Here is a 20203-nt window from a genome sequence, read left to right as displayed (position 1 = left end):
GAGAAAAAAGCGTGAAAATCCACTTGCAGTAGGTGAAATCAAAAAATGCCCTGATCAACGGGCCCCTCTCACCACATCCGAACCCAGCGCTGCAGGCAATGCAGGGCAACAACGGCTCAACGTATTGGCATGGAACGGTTTAATTGCACGCACATTGAAAGCAGATGGTCAACTATTAAAAGTGCCAGTGGCGACCCACCTAAATTTCGCTATTGTTTCTTTTGCCAAAATTATGCCAGGAGGAACAAACGATGAGCAACTATGCCCCCTACGGTTGGAAAACCGTGACTCAGCACTCCACCCTCGCATTCAATGGTGAACTATTCGATGACAGGCTCGGCGGGTATTCTCTCGGGAATGGCAGGCGCCTATATAATCCTCGACTGATGCGATTTTGCATCCCCGACAGCCTAAGTCCATTTCACATAGGCGGCATCAACAGCTACGCCTACTGCCAAGGAGACCCGATCAATTTCACTGATCCAAGTGGCCACGCCCCCTCAATTCCAACAACGCATTCAAATCGAAAAGTCCCATCACTCCTGCAGCAGACATCAGTAAGAGTATCGCTCATGAAAATAAATAAATTATCGGAGCCTCTAAGAGGGAATGCTATTAAAGCCAGAAATGAACTACACAAACTAATGACCGATGATTTGAAGCGAATCTTTAAGGGTGAAAAACCGCTCATTTACAGTTTAGCCCAACTCGAAACATATCGTGACTGGCCAGACAGAGAGAGCATGACCAGGCATTCGGCAATTGTCGCCCCCGAGCGCTTCACTAGTGACCGCTTCGATAGAAGAGTGATTAAAAGGGATCGAGACTTACTTATAAATGCAGGGATCGAGAACGCCACAGAGGATCAAAAAGATCAAGCCATGTTAGCACTGTACAATATAAGAGAAAACATCCGCCCACGTGACCCTATAGTCTTACAGCTATTTTATGCAGGCGTTGTGCTCGAGTATCGTAAAAAAAGGCCATTCTTTAATGATAATCCGGACCTCAAAAATGAAGCAAAAAGGTATCTGCGCCAAAAAGGTATAATGCCCCAAAAGTGATCGCCTGGCGAGTGCGTTAAAGTGCTGCCTGTATGGAACGATCAAAATTTTTGAATGAGCTCAATGACGCAATGAAACGTACCCGAACACGGTGAAATCAACATCAACTGTTCATCCGATTTCAGATCTGGCATTGCGCGCAACCACTAGACTGATTGATTGGCTGTTCGATGCCATGAGCGCATTGGGCACGTTGTGAAATCTGTATAGCTGGGGGGCTGCCACACGTGGAGGTGTGCGATGAGCCAGTTCAAGCGTCTGTTGGTCATGCTCGGCCCGCAAATGCGCCATACCCCGGCGCTGCAGCGCGCTGCGGCGCTGGCGGAGTCCAGTGGTGCCCTGCTGGATATCAATGTGTTCGTCGACGATGTCGACACCTTCGGCCTGATGAGCGATGGCCGCGAGCGTGAGCGGCTGCTCGGCGACAACCGCCAGTGGCTGGCCGACGAGGCCGAGCAACTGGGCAACGCCGGGCTCGATGTGTCCACCGAACTGCTGCTGACCCGCGACCCTCTGGGCAGTGCGCTCGAACGTATCCAACGGCTGGGTTGCGACCTGCTGGTCAAGGACGTGCAGCACGAACCGGTACTCAAGCGCCTTCTGGTCACGCCGCTGGACTGGCAATTGCTCAAGGAAAGCCCGGTGGCCGTGCACTTGGTCAGCGACATTCGCCTACCGCTGCCCCGGCAGATTGCGGCGGCGGTCGATCTGAACTGCCACGGTGCGGGCGAACACCTGGACGACCAGGTGATTTACAGCGCCCATGCCCTGGCCCTGCAATGCAACGCCGAACTGCACTTGCTGCATGTATGCGATGCGGCCAAGACCCATATCGCCGACTTCGGTGCCGGCACCATAACCATGCCGGGGTTCGATGGCAGCGTGCGCACGGCGCAGCGGGCAGCGTTCAACCGGCTGGGTGACCATCACCAGATACCCCTGGAGCGGCGGCATTTTGTCGAAGGTGCGGCGATCCGGGCGATTGCCCAGTTCGTTAGCCACAGCCGGGTCGATGTGATCGTGATGGGCAGCCATCGGCATGATGCGATGCAGACGTTCCTGGGCGGCACCACGGCCCATGTGCTGGAGCATCCGCTGTGCAACGTACTGGCGATCAGGGCTGCTCACTGATTAGCGCACTGCCTGAGCCGGCCTTTTCGCGGGCCTGCCCGCCCCCACAGGTATACCAGCAGCCTGAAGCCCGCCGGTGCCGGTGGGAGCGGGCTTGCCCGCGAAAAGGCCAGGCCTGCCAACCAAATGGTATCTGGTACACCAGTGCCACTTAAAATTAATGCATTTGATAATGATTCGTAGTATTTTCTCGGCGCTTCCCACACTCCTCTCCAGCGCCCTACTCCAGGATCGTACCGTCGATGCGTCGCACGTTCGTTTCGCTTTGTGTGCTTCAAGCTCTCTCCCCGCTGGCCTTTGCCGAGCCTGAGCCGCTCGGCGACAACGCCCAGGTCGAACTCCAGGCCCTGAACATCACCAGCAGCGCCGACAGCGAGCGCGCCGATGGCCCGGTGGACGGCTACAAGGCCAGCCGCTCGGCCAGCGCCACACGCACCGACACGGCCCTGCACGAGACCCCGCAGTCGATCAGCGTGGTGCCCAAGGATGTGCTTGAAGACACCGGTGCCACTCGCCTGCAGGATGGCCTGGACTATGCCGGTGGCGTTGGCCGTGCCAACAACTTTGGTGGCCAGGGCCTGACCACCTTCACCGTGCGCGGCTTCACCACCGGCGAATTCTACCGCAACGGCTTCCCGATCAACCGTGGCTACCCCAACGCCCCCGACGCCAACACCGTCGAGCGCCTGGAAGTGATCCGCGGCCCGGCCACCAGCCTGTATGGCCGTGGCGACCCCGGCGGCACCTTCAATGTGGTCAGCAAGCAACCCCTGGCCGAGCCCAAGGTCACCCTGGGCAGCCAGTTCGATGACCAGGGCATGCACCGTGCAACCCTCGACGCCACCGGCCCGCTCAACGCCGACGGCTCGCTGGCCTATCGCCTGAATGTGCTGGGTGAAGGTGGCGACAGTTTCCGTGACGATGTCGAAAGCGAGCGCTACGACGTAGCGCCGGTGATCAGCTGGCAGGTCAACGATGCCACCAAGGTCACCTTCGAAGGCGACTTCATGCGCAACAACCACCCACTGGACCGCGGCCTGACCCGCCTGCCCGGCCAGCTCGGCAGAGCCTCGCGCGACACCAACATCTGGGAAAAAGGCAGCGACAACCTGCTGCACAACGACAACAACATGGCCCAGCTGCGCTTCGAGCACCTGCTCAACGACAACTGGACCTTGGGTGGCGGCATGCAATGGCTGGACGGCTCGCTCAAGGGCAACGCCGTGGAAGCCAACGGCCTGCAGCCTGACGGCCGCACGCTGGGGCGCAACTTCAACTACCGCAAGCTGGCGTGGACCGACCGCGATTACCAGCTCAACCTTACCGGGCACTTCGACACCGGCGGCTTCAGCCATACGCTGCTGACCGGCATCGAGTACGAAGATTACGACTACAGCTCGATCATCCAGCGCTCGGCTGCAGGGACCGGCGCCTATCCGATCGACATCTTCGACCCGGTGCTGGGCCAGACACGCCCTGCCCTGACCCGCACCACCACCCATGACAAGGAAAACCTCAAGACCTGGGCGGCGTTCATCCAGGATCAGGTGGCCCTGACAGAGCGCCTGAAAGCCCTTGCCGGTGTGCGCTTCGAGCGCTTCGAGCACGACTACGACAACAAGCTCAACAATGCCGGTGACTTCAACAAGGGCGAAAACGGCGTCACTCCACGCTTCGGCCTGATCTACGACCTGACCGATACCGTTGCCGTTTACGCCAACACCGCGCGCTCGTTCAAGCCCAACAGCGGCGCCAGCCTGCAAGGCACTGGCTTCGATCCGGAAAAAGGCACGTCATACGAGCTGGGCGTGAAGTGGGAGGCGCTGGACCGCCAGCTCAGCGTCGACGCCGCGATCTACCACATCGTCAAGGAAAACGTGCTGACCCGCGACCCGAACGACCCCAGCGGCACCTACAGTGTCGCTGCCGGCGAAGTGCGTAGCCGCGGCCTGGACATCAACGTCGCGGGCAACCTGACGCCGGAATGGCGGATGATCGGTGGCTATGCGTACGTCGACGCCGAGGTGACCAAGGACAACAGCATCCCCACCGGCACCCGCCTGGCGAACATCCCGCGCAACAGCTTCAGCCTGCTCAATACCTATGAGTTCCAGGACGGGCTGGCCAAGGGGCTGGGACTGGGGGTTGGCGTGAAATACGTGGACGACCGCGCCGGGCAGACGGCAGCGACGACCTACACCATGGAGCGCTATAGCGTGGTCGACCTGTTGAGCTTCTACAAGGTCAACGAGCACGTGCGCTTGAACCTGGATGTGAAGAACGTGTTCAACAAGGGGTATGACGAGGGGGCGTTCAACACCTACGTGTACCCTGGCGCGCCGCGCACGGTGCAGGCTGGGGTTTCCTACACCTTCTAGAAGGCTGGGGCCGCATTGCGGCCCCCGGCATCAGAACCCTTTGCTGTAGAACAGCGAGTAGGATTCGATACCGTCGTTCGGCTGCTTGATGCCAGCATTGGAATAGTGAATCGCACGGACACCCACTTTCTGCTCGCCCGGCAGCTTCAAGCCGAAGCCGATGCGGTCTTCGAAGTTGACCGACGAACCAAGGCGCTGATCGCCCACGTCGGTCTTGGAGAAGGCCGCCAGGCCAATACCGGCTTCGATGTAGGGGGTGTAGGTGAAACCACTGAACTCATAGGTGAACACCGGGCTGAACGACAGCGAGTGGGCGCCGCTGGCATCACCACCTTCCCAGTAGGTGTAGGCTGCGTCCCAGTAGCCGGTTACATAACCGATGTCACTCTGCAGCCACTTATTGTCCCAGTCGAACGACATACCGAGACGGTAGGTCATATCGCCCTGGCTGGTGACCCCCACGGCTCCGGACACCTGCGCGGCCTGGGCCAGGCTGGTGCCGGCGGCGGCCAATAAGGCGACAACCAGCGTGCTGGCAAGACGTTTTTTCATCAATGACTTCTCCTGATGGTCAACACGGGCAAGTCGTTGCCACTGGCAACGTTTGCTGACAAATGGGGGCTTGGGCCCCTCGATTTTTGCGGTGAGCGGTGCATCCAACCGGTCACACGGAGTAATACTTTTCTAATTATTGTCCAGATAATCAGAAAGTTGAAAGTGAATTGCCAGCATTGCTTGCATTTACCTACGCTTACGAACCACCTCAGTCGTATTCGGCCTCCTCATGTTCCCCCAGCAAGCGCCGTTGCCGTGGTGTCGCTTGCGCCAGCACCTGCGGGTTGAATTGCCAGCGCAGGTAGGGGGAAAACTTCTGCGCCACCATGCGCCTGCCGTAGTGCACCTGCAGCATGTCGCGCTCGCGCCCCTGGCTGCAGTTGGCGCCACCGCTGTGCCAGAGATCGCTGCGAAACAGCAGCGCGTCGCCCGCCTGGCACAGCACTGGCCGCGCTTCACGGCCCTGCCAATGGCACTCGCCTGGTTGCGGAGGGCGCGCAGCGCGGTGGCTACCAGGCACTACCCAGGTGGGACCGATGTCGACGTCGATATCGCTCAGGTACACCTGTGCAGTCAGAATTTGCATGGGCTGACAAAAATCGCCGCGTGTAACCAGCCATTCCGGCAACACCATGGGCAGATGATCCAGGTGCAGGCCCATGCCTGGGTAACCAGGGTGGCTGCGCCAGGCGGTCTGGCCAATCACGTGGCAGTCTGCGCCTAGCGCAGCTTCGGCGAGGTCGATCAACGGCGAAAGGTCGAGAAAGGGCAACCACAGTGGGTCGCGATTGAAGACGCACTTGTAGTGTTCCAGCAGGCCTTGGTAATCCCAGTGCAGTGGCTGCAGGTCGTCGATGGCGCCGCGCAGCAGCGCTACGCGCAAGCCATCGAGCACACCGCGCAACAGTAGGTAGCCTTGCTCCTGCAGCGTTTGCAGTTGTGGCTCGAGGCTCATGCCGACAGGCTCCTGCTCAGGCGGAGTGCAGCTGCACTCCGCCTGTTGTTACCGATCAGTGCCAGTTCAGGCTTGCAGTGGCAGGCGTCTTGCCATTCACCGTGACCATCTGCTGGACCGTAGTACCCTGCCCGTGGCCGACGACCTTGTACTGGCCCGGCGGTAGCTGGACATACACCAGCGGGCCGACATCCTGAAGGCTCAACACCGACTTGCCTTGTGCATTCTGGATATCGACTGCGGCACCGCTTTCGAACTGGCCGTGGGCTCCGGTCGACAGTTCGACGTGCAGGTCGTAACCCTTGGTGTGGCGCATGGCATTGGCCTCATCCTGCCCGATACCGCCTTCCAGGTAGCGCACGCCATTCTGCTCCTGCGGTTGCAGTTGCACGGCTTGCATGTCGATGGGGGCGTTGTGGTCGTCCACTTCGCCAGCGACGGCCAGGGTCCAGGGCAGCGCCAGTGTGATCAGCAACGTGGCGCCCAAAGCATAGTGATGGTTACGCATGGTCAGCTCCTCCTCAAGGAGATGGCTTACCTAATGTTTGACCCCAGCCAATGCCGTTGTTCACGCCGTTCGCCGCTCTTCGAGCAGTTTCACGAACATGCTCAGGCTGCGCGAAACCGTGCCGCGCCGCCACACCAGCCAGGTCTTGAGGTAACGGAACTGTTCCTGCATCGGCCAGGCGCAGACCGTGCTGCAGCCAGGCATGTTGTCGAGCATGCTGCGCGGCAGCATGGCCAGCCCGGCGCCAGCGCTGACACAGGCGAGCATGCCGTGGTACGACTCCATTTCGTGGATCTTGCCTGGCACCGCCTGGTCCTGGACGAACCAGTTCTCGAAGTGGTGGCGATACGAGCAGTTGGCACGGAAGGCGTAGATGCTCGCGCCGTTGACGTCCTGGGCACGGGTGACCGGGGCGTGGTTGAGCGGCGAGATGATCACCATCTCTTCCTCGAACACCGGCATGCCTTCAAGCGTGGGGTGCAACAGCGGGCCGTCGACGAAGGCCGCCACCAGGCGCCCCGACAGCACGCCTTCGAGCATGGTCCCGGAAGGCCCGGTGGACAGGTCGAGGTCGACTTTCGGGTAGCGCTGGTTGTAGGCGGCCAGCAGCGCCGGGATACGCACCGCCGCCGTACTTTCCAGCGAACCCAGGGCGAAGGTGCCCTGCGGGTCCTCGCCAGCCACGGTCAGCCGCGCCTCGTGCACCAGGTCGAGGATGCGCCGGGTGTACTCAAGGAAGTTCCAGCCGGCCGGCGACAGGCGCAGGCGGCTTTTTTCGCGGATGAACAGCTCGACGCCAAGGTCTTCCTCCAGCTGCTTGATGCGCGTGGTCAGGTTCGACGGCACCCGATGGATGTGCTGGGCGGCGGCGCTGATGCTGCCCTGCTCGGCCACGGCCTTGAAGATCTCCAGTTGCACCAGGTCCACAATCATTCTCCAAATGTGAATGTTTCGCTCATTATTATTCAGTTTTCATTAAAGCCATAGCCCACTAGTCTGGCCTCACTGATTAACAAACGAGAGTGTCCAGCCATGAGTGCGATCAGCAGCCTGACCCACGCCATCTCCGTCGACCCCTTCAGCGGCGAGCAGATTGGCGCCTACCCGTTTGACACCGACGCCGCACTGGAAGCGGCGCTGCAACGTGCCAAGGCTGGCTACGGCCAGTGGCGCCAAGTGTCGCTGGGTCAGCGCAGCGAGTACCTGCTCGCCTTGGCCAGCACCCTCGAAGCCAAGGCCGAAGCCTTCGCGCAGATGATCAGCCGCGAAATCGGCAAGCCGATCGCCCAGGCCCGCGGTGAAGTCGGCAAGTGCGTCGGCCTGTGCCGCTGGTATGCCGAGCACGGCCCGGCCATGCTGGCCGCAGAGCCAACCCAGGTCGAGAAAGCCCGCATCGAGTACCGCCCGCTGGGCCCGATCCTCGCCGTGATGCCATGGAACTTCCCGGTCTGGCAGGTGCTGCGTGGCGCGGTGCCGGCAATCCTGGCGGGCAACACCTATGTGCTCAAGCATGCGCCGAACGTGATGGGCAGCGCCTACTTGCTGGGTGAACTGTTCAAGGATGCCGGCCTGCCTGAAGGCGTGTTCGAGGTCCTGAACGTCACCCCGGACGGTGTTACCCGCGCCATCAATGACGTGCGCATCGCTGCCGTGACCCTGACCGGCAGCGTGCGCGCCGGCATGGCCATCGGCGCCCAGGCAGGTGCCGCGCTGAAGAAGTGCGTGCTGGAGCTGGGGGGTTCCGACCCGTTCATCGTGCTGGCCGATGCCGACCTGGATGCGGCTGTACAGGCCGCCGTCATTGGCCGCTACCAGAACACAGGCCAGGTCTGCGCCGCCGCCAAGCGCCTGATCATCGAAGAAGGCATTGTCGAGGCGTTCACCAGCAAGTTCGTCGAAGCCACGCGCAAGCTGAAGCTCGGCAACCCGCTGGAAGATGACACCTACATCGGCCCGATGGCCCGTTACGACCTGCGTGACGAACTGGATGGCCAGGTGCAGGCGACGCTGGCCGAAGGCGCCACCCTGCTGCTGGGCGGCAACAAGGTCGAAGGCGTGGGCAACTTCTACGCACCGACCGTGTTCGCCAACGTCACGCCGGACATGACAGCCTTCAAGCAGGAACTGTTCGGGCCGGTGGCGGCGATCATCACTGCCCGTGATGCCGAGCATGCGGTGGAGTTGGCCAACGACAGCGAGTTCGGCCTGGCCTCGACCATCTACACGGCCGACTATGCGCTGGCCGAGCGCATGACCGCAGCGCTGGATACCGGTGGCGTGTTCATCAACGGTTACTGCGCTTCGGACCCCCGCGTGGCGTTTGGTGGCGTGAAGAAGAGCGGCTTCGGGCGCGAGCTGTCGCACTTTGGTGTACGCGAGTTCACCAATGCCCAGACTGTCTGGCTGGACCGTAACTGATTTAAAAGCCTGGGGCCGCTGTGCGGCCCTTTCGCGACACAAGGCCGCTCCTACAGGATTACGCATTCCTCTGTAGGAGCGGCCTTGTGTCGCGAAAGGGCTGCACAGCAGCCCCAGGATCTCAATCCCGGATCTGGTCCTTGACCCAATCCAGCATCCCCCCCGGCACGATCAGTTCATGCCGCGCCCGCGAACAGGCGGTATACAACCCCGCCAGCATCCGCGCCCGCTCGTTGCGGTTGCCTGCCGTAGACGGCGCCACCATCAGCTCCGGCGACACCATCACCCGGGCAAACTCCATGTTCTTCACATCTCGCACCCGCCCAAGGAACAGCTTCGGCGCCTTGTCCCAGCGGTAACGGCTCTTGGCCTTGGCAAAATGCTCAGGGGTATAGCCTTTGCGCAGCATGCCGGCCACGGCGACAAAGGCCTTGTCGTCGCCCTTGTCCTGCTCCAGTGCCTGCCAGCTGGGGTAACGGAACAGCATCGGATGGCGTGCCCGGGTACCGTAGCGGTACAGCTCGATGCAATCTTCGACGAACAGCTCGAAGTCCTTGCGCGCGCTTTGCAGCAGCACGAACGGCACCCCTTGATGGGTCAGGCGCTGGAACCAGCCGAACAGGCCCCACTCATCATCGACGATCAATGCGGTCGGCTGTTCGGGCACCGTCACGGTGTCGAAGAAGCTCACCCGCGTGTAATGCTCGGCACTGCCGCTGAAAGCTGCCTGGACAGCCGCCGGGTGCGCCTGGATCAACGGGTTCAGCACGCCGTCCATGGCCGGGCCGGCGCGCAAGGAATGGTCGATGTAGCGCTGGCGGATGAAATTGCCATGGTGAGGGCTGAGGCCGTTGAGGTTCTGCAGCTCGTCACCCAGGGCGATGACCGACTGCGGGCTGCGGTCGAGTACCGCGAGCATCGGTGCCGACAACTCATGGGCTTCGTCGACGATGACGTGGCTGTAGCGGCTGTCGATCACTTCGGCGGTCAACGACAACAGCTTGACCCGGTGGTAATCACGCACCGGCAGCTGGATTTCGCGTGCCGAAGGGCGGATCAGTTCCTGCCAGTACAGGCGGGCCTTTTCCAGCAACACTTCCTGGTCCAGCGGCGTGGTCCCTGGCCCGGCCCAGGGCAAGTGATGCAACTGCAACTGGCTGTCACCGCTGCGGCAGAAGCTGCGCACGGCCTTGATGCACAGGGCCACCACATCGCGTGCGGCCAGCGGGCCGATGTCAGGGATATTCAGCCAGCGCACCACTTGCGCTTCCTGCGGGCGCCAGGACAGTTTGGTCCGGTACGGGTCGCGTAGCCTCCAGCCGTTGCTGGTGAGGTCGCGGTTGAGGAGCTCGTCGGCCAGTTGGCCGAAGGTCAGTGCCGTGTAGGCCTGGGCATCCTTCACCCGCGCCTGCAACGCCCGCAGCTGGCTTTCGGTGAGGGCCAGCAACAAGGTGCGCTGGGGGTCGAGCAGTCGCGCAAACTGGTGGATCAGGAACGTCTTGCCAGTACCGGCGAAACCCTGCACGGCAACCGATTCGTCCACGCCGCTAAGGAACTCGCGCAGCAGGCGGTTCTGTTGGTCACTCAGCATCAGGTCGCTGGCCAGCGAGGGCAGGTACACCGGGTGCAGCGGCGTGACACGCTGGCGGTAGGTGTCGGCGAACTGGAAATTCCACTGGCCTTCGGCGTCCTGGAACTCGTCGACCTGGTACTCGGTTTCAGCCGACACCAGGGCGACACCGTTCTCACCCAGCATGCCCAGGCCCATGGCGAACGCTTCGCGGTCGAAATGCTGCGCTACCTGCCCTTGGAAGCGGCCTGGGGCGGCGCCTTCGACGTCATTGGCGATGCGCACGATTTCGGCGAACCGGCGCTGCTGCGCATCCGCCGAGGCACTGGCCGGTTGCCGCGGCAGGTTCTGCACGAACAACACGGCGGCAGCCTCCAGCAGGCTGGCGGTCGGGAAGAAGTCGGTGGCGGTGGTCGCGCTGGCCAGGCGGTCGGCCTGGTCGCTGGGCAAAGGCAGGAAGAACATCGGGACCTCGGGTGGACACTGCCGGGCACGATAGCAATTTTCTAAGGGGAATGCTGGGTTGTCTGTGCCGGCCTCTTCGCGGGCAAGCCCGCTCCCACAGGGATATCACAAGGCTTGAAGGCAGCGCAGTACCTGTGGGAGGGGTTTACCCGCGAAGAGGCCGGCACGGGCAAAACCCCATCTCAGCGTCTGCTAAGCCTGAACGCCTCGCTAGCAAACTTCTTGAACAACTACCGGTAAAGCCTTGAAAAACCGACAAATACTAAAACCACCAAGTAGTACCTGTGGGAGCGGGTTTACCCGCGAAGAGGCCGGCACAGACAACAAGGTCAGCTCCTGCGCCTTTTGAGTGTCTCGCTCGGAAATTCCTTGAACAATTGCCGGTAACTCTCTGAAAACCTTCCCAAATGCCAGAACGACCAGCGCATGGCCACTTCGGCCACGGTTACTTCACCGCCACTTAACAGGTCCCGCCGCGCGCCGTTTAGCCGACGCAAGCGCAGCCAGTGCGCCGGCGGCATCCCGGTAAACGCCTTGAACGCTTGCTGCAGCTGGCGCAACGACACACCGGCCACCTCGGCCAACTCCACCAGATTGAGGGTTTCTTCCGGGCAATCTGCTGCCCATTCACTGACCCGTTGCATGATCGCCCGCTCCTCGCCACGCCGCCCAAGCGCCCCGCCTTGCAAACGCTGGCAGGCGTTGTCGAGGATGAACAGGCAGTCTTCGAGCAACTGCTCGGCCAGTGCCTGCCCTTGCAGTGGGCAATCAGCCTGGCCTAGGCGGGTCAAGGTGGCGCTAAGCCAACTGCCGAACAACGCATTCTGCCCGCTGCCCAACGGCACCATGAACAACCCTTCGAGCCGTTGCGGGTCCAGCCCGTGGCGGGCAAGAAACGCCTGGTCGAACACCACCGCCACCTCCTGGTAGTTCTCCGGCGTGATCCAGATATTGCGGCTCTGCTCGTTGAGCAGGTACAGGCTGTTTTCGCTCTGGTCGAAACAGAACGCCAACGAACCGCTCGGCGCACGGAAGAACTGCTCGACCCGAGTATTCAGGCGCTCCTCGTACACCTCCACGCCATCGAGCCCCAGGCAGCGCAACTGGCCGCTGAAATGCCCTGGCGACATTTGCCGGTATTGCTGCTGCCAACCGGGGGTGGCGCGCACCTGTTCGGTGACATCCGTGGTGTGGAAAGCCTGAACTTGCAAGGCATTGGGCGCTGTCACGCGTTGTCCTATTTGCACTCTTTTGGTGCATTCATGACTGAAGAAAGTGGATAGATGGCTTTGCGGGCCTGGCCCCAAGATAGTCTCCAGCGCGCCACCTGGGAAGTCACCGGCACCTGCCGCGCACACAAAAACCCAACCAAGAGGTCTGTATGAACGCCCCCTTCGATCAGCTGTCCACCTGGCTGAAAGAACACCGCATCACTGAAGTCGAATGCGTGATCAGCGACCTGACCGGCATCGCCCGCGGCAAGATCGCACCGACCGCCAAGTTCCTGCACGAACGCGGCATGCGCCTGCCCGAAAGCGTGCTGCTGCAGACCGTCACCGGCGATTATGTCGATGACGAGATCTACTACAGCCTGCTCGATGCGGCCGATATCGACATGGTCTGCCGCCCCGACCCGACAGCGGTCTACCAGATCCCGTGGGCCATCGAACCTACCGCCATCGTGATCCACGATACCTTCGACAAGCAGGGCAACCCGATCGAGCTGTCGCCCCGCAACGTGCTGAAGAAAGTGCTCAAGCTGTATGCCGACAAAGGCTGGCAGCCGATTGTCGCGCCGGAAATGGAGTTCTACCTGACCCAGCGCTGCGAAGACCCGGACCTGCCCCTGCAGGTGCCGCTGGGCCGCTCGGGCCGCGCCGAAAGCGGGCGTCAGTCGTTTTCGATCGACGCCGCCAACGAATTCGACCCGCTGTTCGAAGACGTCTACGACTGGTGTGAGCTGCAGGGCCTTGACCTGGACACGCTGATCCACGAAGACGGCCCGGCGCAGATGGAGATCAACTTCCGCCACGGCGACGCACTGGACTTGGCCGACCAGATCACCGTATTCAAGCGCACCATGCGTGAAGCCGCGCTCAAACATAACGTCACCGCCACCTTCATGGCCAAGCCGATCACCGACGAGCCGGGCAGTGCCATGCACCTGCACCAGAGCGTGGTCGACATTGCCACCGGCAAGCCGGTGTTCGCCAATGACGATGGCAGCATGAGCGAACTGTTCCTGCACCACATCGGTGGCCTGCAGAAGTACATCCCCAAGCTGCTGCCGATGTTCGCGCCGAACGTCAACTCGTTCCGCCGCTTCCTGCCGGACACCTCGGCACCGGTCAACGTCGAGTGGGGCGAGGAAAACCGCACCGCCGGGCTGCGCGTTCCGACCTCCAGCCCCGATGCCATGCGCGTCGAAAACCGCCTGCCGGGTGCCGATGCCAACCCTTACCTGGCGATCGCCGCCAGCCTGCTGTGCGGTTACCTGGGCATGGTCGAGAGGATCGAGCCGAGCGCGCCAGTGCAGGGCCGTGCCTATGAGCGGCGCAACCTGCGCTTGCCGATCACCATCGAAGATGCGCTGCAGCACATGGAAGATTGCGAGACCGTGCAGCAGTACCTGGGCAAGCAGTTCGTCCAGGGCTACGTCGCGGTCAAGCGCGCCGAGCATGAAAACTTCAAGCGCGTCATCAGTTCCTGGGAGCGCGAGTTCCTGCTGCTGAGCGTGTAATGCCCCGGGGGCGCCAGGCGCCCCCCCTTGCACCGAATTCAAAGAACAAGACCAACGAGGTGTCGACATGCGTCATCTGCAAGCCCTGATCCCCGCCACATTCGCCCTGCTGTTCGGCGCTGCCGCCCAGGCCACGCCCAGCGTCAGCGTCTACAACTGGACCGACTACATCGGTGACACGACCCTGGCCGACTTCCAGGCCAGCAGCGGGATCAAGGTCGTCTATGACGTGTTCGACTCCAACGAAACCCTGGAAGGCAAGCTGCTCGCCGGCCGCACCGGTTACGACGTGGTGGTGCCGTCCAACCACTTCCTGGCCCGCCAGGCCCAGGCCGGTGCATTCCTGCCACTGGACCGCAGCAAGCTGCCGAACTGGCAGCACCTGGACCCGAAGCTGCTCAAGCAGCTTGAGCAGAACGACCCAGGCAACCAGTACGCGGTGCCGTACCTGTGGGGCACCAACGGCATCGGCTACAACGTCGAAAAGGTCAAGGCCGCACTGGGCGTTGACCATATCGACTCCTGGGCGACCCTGTTCGAGCCGCAGAACCTGAAAAAGCTCAAGCAATGCGGCGTGGCCTTCATGGACTCGCCCGACGAGCTGTTCCCGGCGGTGCTCAACTACCTGGGCCTGGACCCGCGCAGCGAAAAGCCGGGCGACTATGCCAAGGCCGAAGCACGCCTGCTTGAGCTGCGCCCGTACATCACCTACTTCCACTCCTCCAAGTACGTATCGGACCTGGCCAACGGTGACATCTGCGTGGCCTTCGGCTACTCCGGCGACGTATTCCAGGCCGCCAACCGGGCGGTGGAAGCGAAGAACGGGGTCAAGATTGCCTACAGCATTCCCAAGGAAGGGAGCAACCTGTGGTTCGACCTGCTGGCGATCCCCAAGGACGCCAGCAACCCCGATCAGGCCCTGGCCTTCATCAACTACCTGCTCGACCCGAAGGTAATCGCCAAGGTCAGTGCCACGGTCGGCTACGCCAACGCCAACCCTGATGCCCAGGCCTACATGGACAAGTCGCTGGTCGACAACCCCGAGATCTACCCACCCCAGGCAGTACTGGACAAGCTTTACATCTCCAGCACCCCGAGCCCGAAGATCATGCGTGTCATGACCCGCTCCTGGAGCAAGATCAAGTCCAACCGCTGAACCGAGAACGCGCCATGCCTTTCGATACTCAACATACCGCATCGTACTACGCCGCCACGGCGCGTAACGCGGCGCCCTACCCCAGCCTCGACGGCGAACTGACGGCCGACGTTTGCGTGGTCGGTGGCGGCCTGACCGGGGTCAACACCGCACTGGAGCTGGCCGAACGCGGGCTCAGTGTGGTGCTGCTGGAAGGCCGGCGCATCGGCTGGGGCGCCAGCGGACGCAATGGCGGCCAACTGATTCGTGGCATCGGCCACGACGTCAGCGGCTTTGCCCGCTATGTCGGCCAGGACGGCGTGCAATACCTGAAGCAAGCGGGTATCGAGTCGGTGGCCCTGGTGGCTCGCCGTATCGAACAGTATGCGATTGCCTGCGACCTGCGCTGGGGCTTCTGCGAGCTGGCCAATACCTCGGCGCAGTTCACTGCCTTCAAGGATGAACAGGAAGAGTTGGCCAGCCTTGGCTACCGCCACGAAACCCGCCTGATCGGGCCCGAGGGCATGCACGAGATCGTCGCCAGCGACCAGTACGCCGGCGGCCTGGTGGACATGGGCTCGGGCCATCTGCACCCGCTCGATCTGGTCCAAGGCGAGGCGCGCGTGGCCCATGGCCTGGGCGTGCGCATCTTCGAGCAGAGCCCGGTGCTGCGCATCGAACATGGCCCCACAGTGACCGTGCATACGGCACGGGGCAAGGTGCGGGCGCAGAGCCTGGTGCTGGGCTGCAATGCTCACCTCGATGAGCTGGAGCCACGCCTGAGCGGTAAAGTGCTGCCCGCCGGCAGCTATGTGGTGGCAACCGAGCCGCTGCCGGAAGCACTGGCCAGCCAGCTGATCCCGCAGAACATGGCCATGTGCGACCAGAAAGTCGGCCTGGACTACTACCGCCTCACAGCCGACCGCCGTCTGCTGTTTGGCGGCGCCTGCCACTACTCCGGGCGCGACCCCAAGGACATCGCTGCCTACATGCGGCCGAAGGTGCTCAAGGTGTTCCCGCAACTGGCCGATGTGCGCATCGACTATCAGTGGGGCGGCATGATCGGCATCACCGCCAACCGCTTCCCGCAAGTGGGGCGGCTCAGCCAACATCCTAACGTCTTCTACGCCCAAGGCTATTCCGGGCATGGCCTCAATGTGACGCACTGGACGGCGAAGTTGCTGGCCGAAGGCATCGCACAGGGGCAAAGCCACGGGCTGGATGTGTTCAGCGCGGTACCTCATCTGACGTTCCCGGGCGGCAAGGCATTGCGCTCACCGCTGCTGGCGTTGGGGATGCTGTGGTACCGGTTGCGGGAGGCGCTGGGATAGCAAGGCGTAAGCCGTGAAAGCTGTGCCGCGTATAAGATCGAGCGCCGCCCGCGCGGCGCATCGCGGATAAATCCGCTCCCACATCTGTTTCGGGCCAATCCATTCTGTGAGGTCACCGCTGCCCGCCTCATTGGTACGGCTCTAGGGCAACCATGGCGCAACAGGTTCGGTACGTTGCAACAGATGTAGGAGCGGATTTATCCGCGATGCGCCGCGCGGGCGGCGCGCGATGTCACAGGCGCGCACTCGCTAAAGACATGCATTCAAGCTAATAAACCTTTTAACTGTAATTCATACGTTGTTGTTTTTTATCTATTTTTAAAAACCTAGAATCAACATTAATCACGCGATGAATCGCGCCCCTTCACTAAAGGCCTTGATACGCTCCACGCCTCGCGTGAGGCTCGAGAGGAAGCTGGATCAGACTGCTTTTCCTGAGACCACTGGCCTTCTGCCAAGCACCTGCTAGCGTTGTTCTGGCCGCCCCATCATGGATGCATGATCATCATGAAATCATTGCCTCGCGTTACCCTGCTGTGCGCCGCTTTGCTCGCTGTCGCTGCCTGCTCCAGCAACCGCGTGGATCCAAAGGACTATTCCGGCTTCCTCAAGGACTACAGTCGTCTGCAGGAAGCGAAAAGCCCATCGGGCGCACCCGTGATGCGCTGGATTGACCCCAAGGTAAACATCAATCAGTACACGCAGGTCTTCATCGAGCCCAGCCAGTTCTACCCCAAGCCGCAAGCGACAGCGGTCATTTCCCAGCAGACGCTGGCTGAAATCACCCGCTACTTCAACGATGCCTTGCGCCGTGAGCTGGGCAGCGTGCTGACGCTGGCCAAGGCGCCCGGCCCGGGCACCATCGTGGTACGCCCTGCGATTACCGCGGTATCCACCAGCAATGAAGGCCTCAAGCCTTACGAATTCATCCCGATCGCACTGGTTTCGGCGGGTGTCAACACGGCCATGGGTGGCCGCGACCAGCAGGTAGATGTTGGTGTCGAAGCGGCCTTTCTCGATGGCGGCAACCAGAAGGTGCTGGCCCAGGTGGTGCGCAAGGGCACAGGCAAAGAGCTGGAAAACGACACGACCAAGTTGACCCTCAACGATGTCAAGCCCGTGCTCGACGGCTGGGCCAAGGACATGCGCGCCAGCTTCATTACCCTCAAGAACAAGAGCAAGTAAGCGAAAGCCGCTCCGCTCGTCGGAGATCATGTAAAAACGCCATCACTGCCTGGCAGCCCTGCTTTACTCAAGCGGGCTGCCAGGCAGGCGGCACCGCAGACCAGGGACTGGTTGCACAAGCAGGCTGACAACAGCCGCTCGCTCCGGGCAAGCATCAGCGCCGCCCGGTTCCCTCTTCTCCCCGCCTTTTCCGCCCGCCTTCGCAGTCGTGTATCGGTTTTTCATTCATCGAATGCAATGGAGGCAATCATGTCTGATTCACTGCTCGCACCTTCGGTAGGCCTGTTTCCGGTGTCCTACCAGATAGGCAACAACGCCGCTGGCGCTGCGCGCCTGCAACTGGACCTGCTGGTTCACACCCCGGACCGCAGCGTCAATGGCACGGCCCAGATTACCCAGGCCATCAACCCACCGCTGGACCTGCACCTGGATGTCTGGGGCAGCTACACCTACCTCACCGTCCAGCCGCCGAGCGACGCCAGGATCCTGATCACTGCCCAGGGCAATCAGGGTGGGCCGCACGCCAACTCGCCCGTGCACTTCAAGTTCAGGGCGCTGCTCGATCCGACCTGGCAGCGCGGTGTGGCTGACTACGAGTACTTCAATGGCCAGCGCTGGGTGAGCGTGGATAACGTCCCGGTCACGCTGGAAGGCCAGCGCATCCAGCAGCTGGCCAATGTCGACCTGCACAGCGAACTGCACAACGCCACCCTGGAGGCGGCCATTGCCAACGGTGATGTCGCGCAGCTCAAGCAGCTGGCCACCGGCGGCCTCGACCAGGCCATTGCTGCGACCAAGTCCCCGGCCACCAAGGCCGCCAAGAAAGCCTGAGCTGGCAAGGAGATACACCATGGCAATCGGACTGTTCCATGTGCGCCTGAACGTCAGCAACGGCTTGCTCGGCGCACCAACCCTGACCCTCGACCTGCTGGTCAACACTGTGACCAAGAAGGTCTCCGGCAAGGCCCGCGCCAGCCAGGCCACGTACCCGCAGCAACCCTTCCAGGCCAACGTGTGGGGTGACTACAGCGAGCTGCAGTTCGCGCCGGCCGGCGCGCCCTCGATCGTCCTCAGCCTGGATGGCAGCCCCAGCGGCCCGCTCAGCCAGATCGCGCAGACCTTCCACCTGCACGGCCTGCTGGAAGCCGACTGGAGCAACGGCTCGGCCAGCTACCGTTACTTCAGTAACGGCCACTGGCTCGATCAGCATGGCCGAGTGCGCAAGGCGCCGGATGTGACCCACCAGGGCCGTCCGCAATTGGCGCAGCGGTTGAAGGCGGCCATCAACCAGCTGGAAAGCGTGTAACCCGCAACCAAGGTTCGCCGGCAAGCCAACTTGCCGGCGATACCACCATCAACACTCGACGAATGCCACCGCCAGGCCGCCGCGCGATGTCTCTTTATAGTTGGCATGCATATCGGCACCGGTGTCGCGCATGGTGCGGATCACCCGGTCGAGCGAGATGAAATGCTCACCGTCACCCCGCAGGGCCATCTGCACGGCATTGATCGCCTTCACTGCGGCAATCGCATTGCGCTCGATGCACGGCACCTGGACCAGCCCACCGACCGGGTCGCAGGTCAGCCCGAGGTTATGCTCCAGGGCAATCTCGGCGGCGTTTTCCAGTTGCGCTGGCGTGGCGCCCAGCACTTCGGCCAGGCCCGCCGCGGCCATCGAGCAGGCCGAGCCGACCTCCCCCTGGCAGCCGACTTCGGCACCTGAGATCGACGCATTCTTCTTGCACAGGATGCCGACTGCGGCAGCGGCCAGCAGAAACGCCACCACATCGTCGTCGCAGGCGCTCGGGTTGAACTTCATGTAGTAGTGCAACACCGCCGGGATGATGCCGGCAGCACCGTTGGTGGGCGCGGTGACCATGCGCCCGCCGGCGGCATTTTCTTCGTTGACCGCCAGGGCAAACAGGTTGACCCACTCCATGGCGCTCAAAGTCGAACCAATCACGTTGGGCTGCCCGGCCTCCTGCAAGGCGCGGTGCAGCCGTGCGGCGCGCCGCTTGACGTTGAGGCCACCGGGCAGGATGCCTTCGTTGCGCAGGCCGTTGTCGACGCAATCACGCATCGCTGCCCAGATCTTCAGCAGGCCTTCGCGCACCTGCGCTTCCGGGCGCCAGGCGCATTCGTTGGCCAGCATCAGTTGACCGACGCTCAGGTTATTGGCCTTGCACAAGGCCAGCAATTCGGCGCCGCTGGAAAACTCGTACGGCAGGTTGACGGCATTCGCCTCAGCCTGCGGTGCATCGATCTCGCCCTGCTCGACAATGAAGCCGCCACCGATGGAATAGTAGGTCTGCTGCAACAGGCTGCCCTGCCCACCGACTGCCTCCAGGGTCATGGCGTTGGGGTGATAAGGCAGGCTTTCGTCCAGCAGCAGCATGTCGCGGTCGTACTGGAACGGCAGTGGATGGCTGCCATCAAGCATCAGGCACTGCTCCTGCAGCAACTGATGGATGCGCGGCTCGATGGTGGCCGGGTCGATACGATCCGGCCACTGCCCCATCAGGCCGAGCAGGCAGGCGCGATCAGTGGCATGACCTACCCCGGTGGCAGAAAGCGAGCCATACAGGCGCACTTCAACACGCTGCACCTGTGCCAGCAGGCCTTGCTCACGCAACGCCTGGGCAAAGCTCGCCGCCGCCCGCATCGGGCCTACGGTATGGGAACTGGACGGGCCGATGCCAATCTTGAAAAGGTCGAAAACACTGATAGCCATACTAATGCCTGACCGTACCGGCGCTGAACGCTGCCGC

Annotated in this window: 17 protein-coding genes; 10 read left to right on the top strand and 7 right to left on the bottom strand. The window is 62.0% G+C overall.

Annotation, left to right across the window (positions count from 1 at the left end; translation table 11 throughout):
* Window positions 1–251: 251 nt before the first annotated feature.
* The 3 genes from APH27_RS25780 to APH27_RS09025 all read left to right on the top strand — a co-directional run bounded on the left by APH27_RS25780 (window position 252) and on the right by APH27_RS09025 (window position 4573).
* The gene (locus APH27_RS25780) at window positions 252–1064 is read left to right on the top strand and encodes an RHS repeat-associated core domain-containing protein (protein ID WP_082435066.1); all 813 of its coding nucleotides are present in this window, start codon (window positions 252–254) and stop codon (window positions 1062–1064) included.
* A gap of 240 nt (window positions 1065–1304) precedes the next feature.
* Window positions 1305–2195 carry a universal stress protein gene (locus tag APH27_RS09030; RefSeq protein WP_060484609.1) on the top strand — a complete coding sequence of 297 codons (891 nt, stop codon included), beginning with the start codon at window positions 1305–1307 and terminating at the stop codon, window positions 2193–2195.
* A 242-nt stretch (window positions 2196–2437) separates the two neighbouring features.
* Window positions 2438–4573, top strand: a complete 2136-nt coding sequence (locus APH27_RS09025) for a TonB-dependent siderophore receptor (RefSeq protein WP_060484608.1) — start codon at window positions 2438–2440, stop codon at window positions 4571–4573.
* A gap of 30 nt (window positions 4574–4603) precedes the next feature.
* Here APH27_RS09025 and APH27_RS09020 read toward each other — a convergent pair whose 3' ends face one another.
* From APH27_RS09020 to APH27_RS09005, 4 genes are all read right to left on the bottom strand, one after another.
* Complete coding sequence (locus APH27_RS09020) at window positions 4604–5125, bottom strand: acyloxyacyl hydrolase (RefSeq protein WP_060484607.1); 522 nt, start codon at window positions 5123–5125, stop codon at window positions 4604–4606.
* A 211-nt stretch (window positions 5126–5336) separates the two neighbouring features.
* Window positions 5337–6083 (bottom strand): phytanoyl-CoA dioxygenase family protein, encoded by a 747-nt coding sequence (locus APH27_RS09015; protein WP_060484606.1) that lies wholly within the window; start codon window positions 6081–6083, stop codon window positions 5337–5339.
* Between the two features lie 55 nt (window positions 6084–6138).
* The gene (locus APH27_RS09010; RefSeq protein WP_060484605.1) at window positions 6139–6591 is read right to left on the bottom strand and encodes a hypothetical protein; all 453 of its coding nucleotides are present in this window, start codon (window positions 6589–6591) and stop codon (window positions 6139–6141) included.
* A 60-nt stretch (window positions 6592–6651) separates the two neighbouring features.
* Entirely contained in the window at window positions 6652–7518 is an 867-nt protein-coding gene (locus APH27_RS09005) for a LysR family transcriptional regulator (RefSeq protein WP_027916636.1), read from the bottom strand.
* A gap of 105 nt (window positions 7519–7623) precedes the next feature.
* Between APH27_RS09005 and APH27_RS09000 the strand changes: the two genes are divergently transcribed.
* On the top strand, window positions 7624–9009 hold the full coding sequence (locus APH27_RS09000) for an aldehyde dehydrogenase family protein (RefSeq protein WP_060484604.1): 1386 nt from the start codon (window positions 7624–7626) through the stop codon (window positions 9007–9009).
* 121 nt (window positions 9010–9130) lie between these two features.
* Here the strand turns inward: APH27_RS09000 and APH27_RS08995 are convergent, their stop codons facing one another.
* Together APH27_RS08995 and APH27_RS08990 are read right to left on the bottom strand one after the other, a co-directional pair.
* The gene (locus tag APH27_RS08995; RefSeq protein ID WP_060484603.1) at window positions 9131–11044 is read right to left on the bottom strand and encodes an AAA family ATPase; all 1914 of its coding nucleotides are present in this window, start codon (window positions 11042–11044) and stop codon (window positions 9131–9133) included.
* 329 nt (window positions 11045–11373) lie between these two features.
* Window positions 11374–12273, bottom strand: coding sequence for a helix-turn-helix domain-containing protein (locus APH27_RS08990; protein ID WP_060484602.1), 900 nt, complete (start codon window positions 12271–12273; stop codon window positions 11374–11376).
* Window positions 12274–12425: 152 nt separating this feature from the next.
* On the opposite strand from APH27_RS08990, the gene APH27_RS08985 reads away from it, so the two are divergent.
* The 6 genes from APH27_RS08985 (at window position 12426) to APH27_RS08960 (ending at window position 18741) form a co-directional block, all read left to right on the top strand.
* Window positions 12426–13784: a glutamine synthetase family protein gene (locus APH27_RS08985; RefSeq protein WP_027916640.1), complete on the top strand. Its 1359-nt coding sequence runs from the start codon at window positions 12426–12428 to the stop codon at window positions 13782–13784.
* A gap of 67 nt (window positions 13785–13851) precedes the next feature.
* Window positions 13852–14940, top strand: coding sequence for a polyamine ABC transporter substrate-binding protein (locus APH27_RS08980; RefSeq protein ID WP_027916641.1), 1089 nt, complete (start codon window positions 13852–13854; stop codon window positions 14938–14940).
* Window positions 14941–14954: 14 nt separating this feature from the next.
* Window positions 14955–16250, top strand: a complete 1296-nt coding sequence (locus tag APH27_RS08975; protein ID WP_060484601.1) for an FAD-binding oxidoreductase — start codon at window positions 14955–14957, stop codon at window positions 16248–16250.
* A 507-nt stretch (window positions 16251–16757) separates the two neighbouring features.
* Window positions 16758–17435 carry a DUF3313 domain-containing protein gene (locus APH27_RS08970; protein ID WP_027916643.1) on the top strand — a complete coding sequence of 226 codons (678 nt, stop codon included), beginning with the start codon at window positions 16758–16760 and terminating at the stop codon, window positions 17433–17435.
* Window positions 17436–17684: 249 nt separating this feature from the next.
* Window positions 17685–18266 (top strand): DUF1842 domain-containing protein, encoded by a 582-nt coding sequence (locus APH27_RS08965; RefSeq protein WP_060484600.1) that lies wholly within the window; start codon window positions 17685–17687, stop codon window positions 18264–18266.
* A 19-nt stretch (window positions 18267–18285) separates the two neighbouring features.
* Window positions 18286–18741: a DUF1842 domain-containing protein gene (locus APH27_RS08960; protein WP_027916645.1), complete on the top strand. Its 456-nt coding sequence runs from the start codon at window positions 18286–18288 to the stop codon at window positions 18739–18741.
* Between the two features lie 48 nt (window positions 18742–18789).
* Here APH27_RS08960 and APH27_RS08955 read toward each other — a convergent pair whose 3' ends face one another.
* A complete protein-coding gene (locus APH27_RS08955; RefSeq protein WP_060484599.1) occupies window positions 18790–20166 on the bottom strand; it encodes an L-serine ammonia-lyase in 1377 nt (458 codons plus the stop codon).
* Window positions 20167–20203: the final 37 nt, after the last annotated feature.

The organism is Pseudomonas sp. NBRC 111123 (assembly GCF_001320205.1).
Classification (GTDB): Bacteria; Pseudomonadota; Gammaproteobacteria; order Pseudomonadales; family Pseudomonadaceae; genus Aquipseudomonas; species Aquipseudomonas putida_J.
This window is presented reverse-complemented; position numbering and strand designations above follow the sequence as displayed.

Coding starts and splice junctions, on each gene's coding strand:
- APH27_RS09000 (WP_060484604.1), top strand. CDS start 7,624: ATGAGTGCGATCAGCAGCCTGACCCACGCCATCTCCGTCGACCCCTTC.
- APH27_RS08975 (WP_060484601.1), top strand. CDS start 14,955: ATGCCTTTCGATACTCAACATACCGCATCGTACTACGCCGCCACGGCG.
- APH27_RS09030 (WP_060484609.1), top strand. CDS start 1,305: ATGAGCCAGTTCAAGCGTCTGTTGGTCATGCTCGGCCCGCAAATGCGC.
- APH27_RS08965 (WP_060484600.1), top strand. CDS start 17,685: ATGTCTGATTCACTGCTCGCACCTTCGGTAGGCCTGTTTCCGGTGTCC.
- APH27_RS08970 (WP_027916643.1), top strand. CDS start 16,758: ATGAAATCATTGCCTCGCGTTACCCTGCTGTGCGCCGCTTTGCTCGCT.
- APH27_RS08980 (WP_027916641.1), top strand. CDS start 13,852: ATGCGTCATCTGCAAGCCCTGATCCCCGCCACATTCGCCCTGCTGTTC.
- APH27_RS08955 (WP_060484599.1), bottom strand. CDS start 20,166: ATGGCTATCAGTGTTTTCGACCTTTTCAAGATTGGCATCGGCCCGTCC.
- APH27_RS09010 (WP_060484605.1), bottom strand. CDS start 6,591: ATGCGTAACCATCACTATGCTTTGGGCGCCACGTTGCTGATCACACTG.
- APH27_RS08985 (WP_027916640.1), top strand. CDS start 12,426: ATGAACGCCCCCTTCGATCAGCTGTCCACCTGGCTGAAAGAACACCGC.
- APH27_RS08960 (WP_027916645.1), top strand. CDS start 18,286: ATGGCAATCGGACTGTTCCATGTGCGCCTGAACGTCAGCAACGGCTTG.
- APH27_RS09025 (WP_060484608.1), top strand. CDS start 2,438: ATGCGTCGCACGTTCGTTTCGCTTTGTGTGCTTCAAGCTCTCTCCCCG.
- APH27_RS09015 (WP_060484606.1), bottom strand. CDS start 6,083: ATGAGCCTCGAGCCACAACTGCAAACGCTGCAGGAGCAAGGCTACCTA.
- APH27_RS09020 (WP_060484607.1), bottom strand. CDS start 5,125: ATGAAAAAACGTCTTGCCAGCACGCTGGTTGTCGCCTTATTGGCCGCC.
- APH27_RS08995 (WP_060484603.1), bottom strand. CDS start 11,044: ATGTTCTTCCTGCCTTTGCCCAGCGACCAGGCCGACCGCCTGGCCAGC.
- APH27_RS25780 (WP_082435066.1), top strand. CDS start 252: ATGAGCAACTATGCCCCCTACGGTTGGAAAACCGTGACTCAGCACTCC.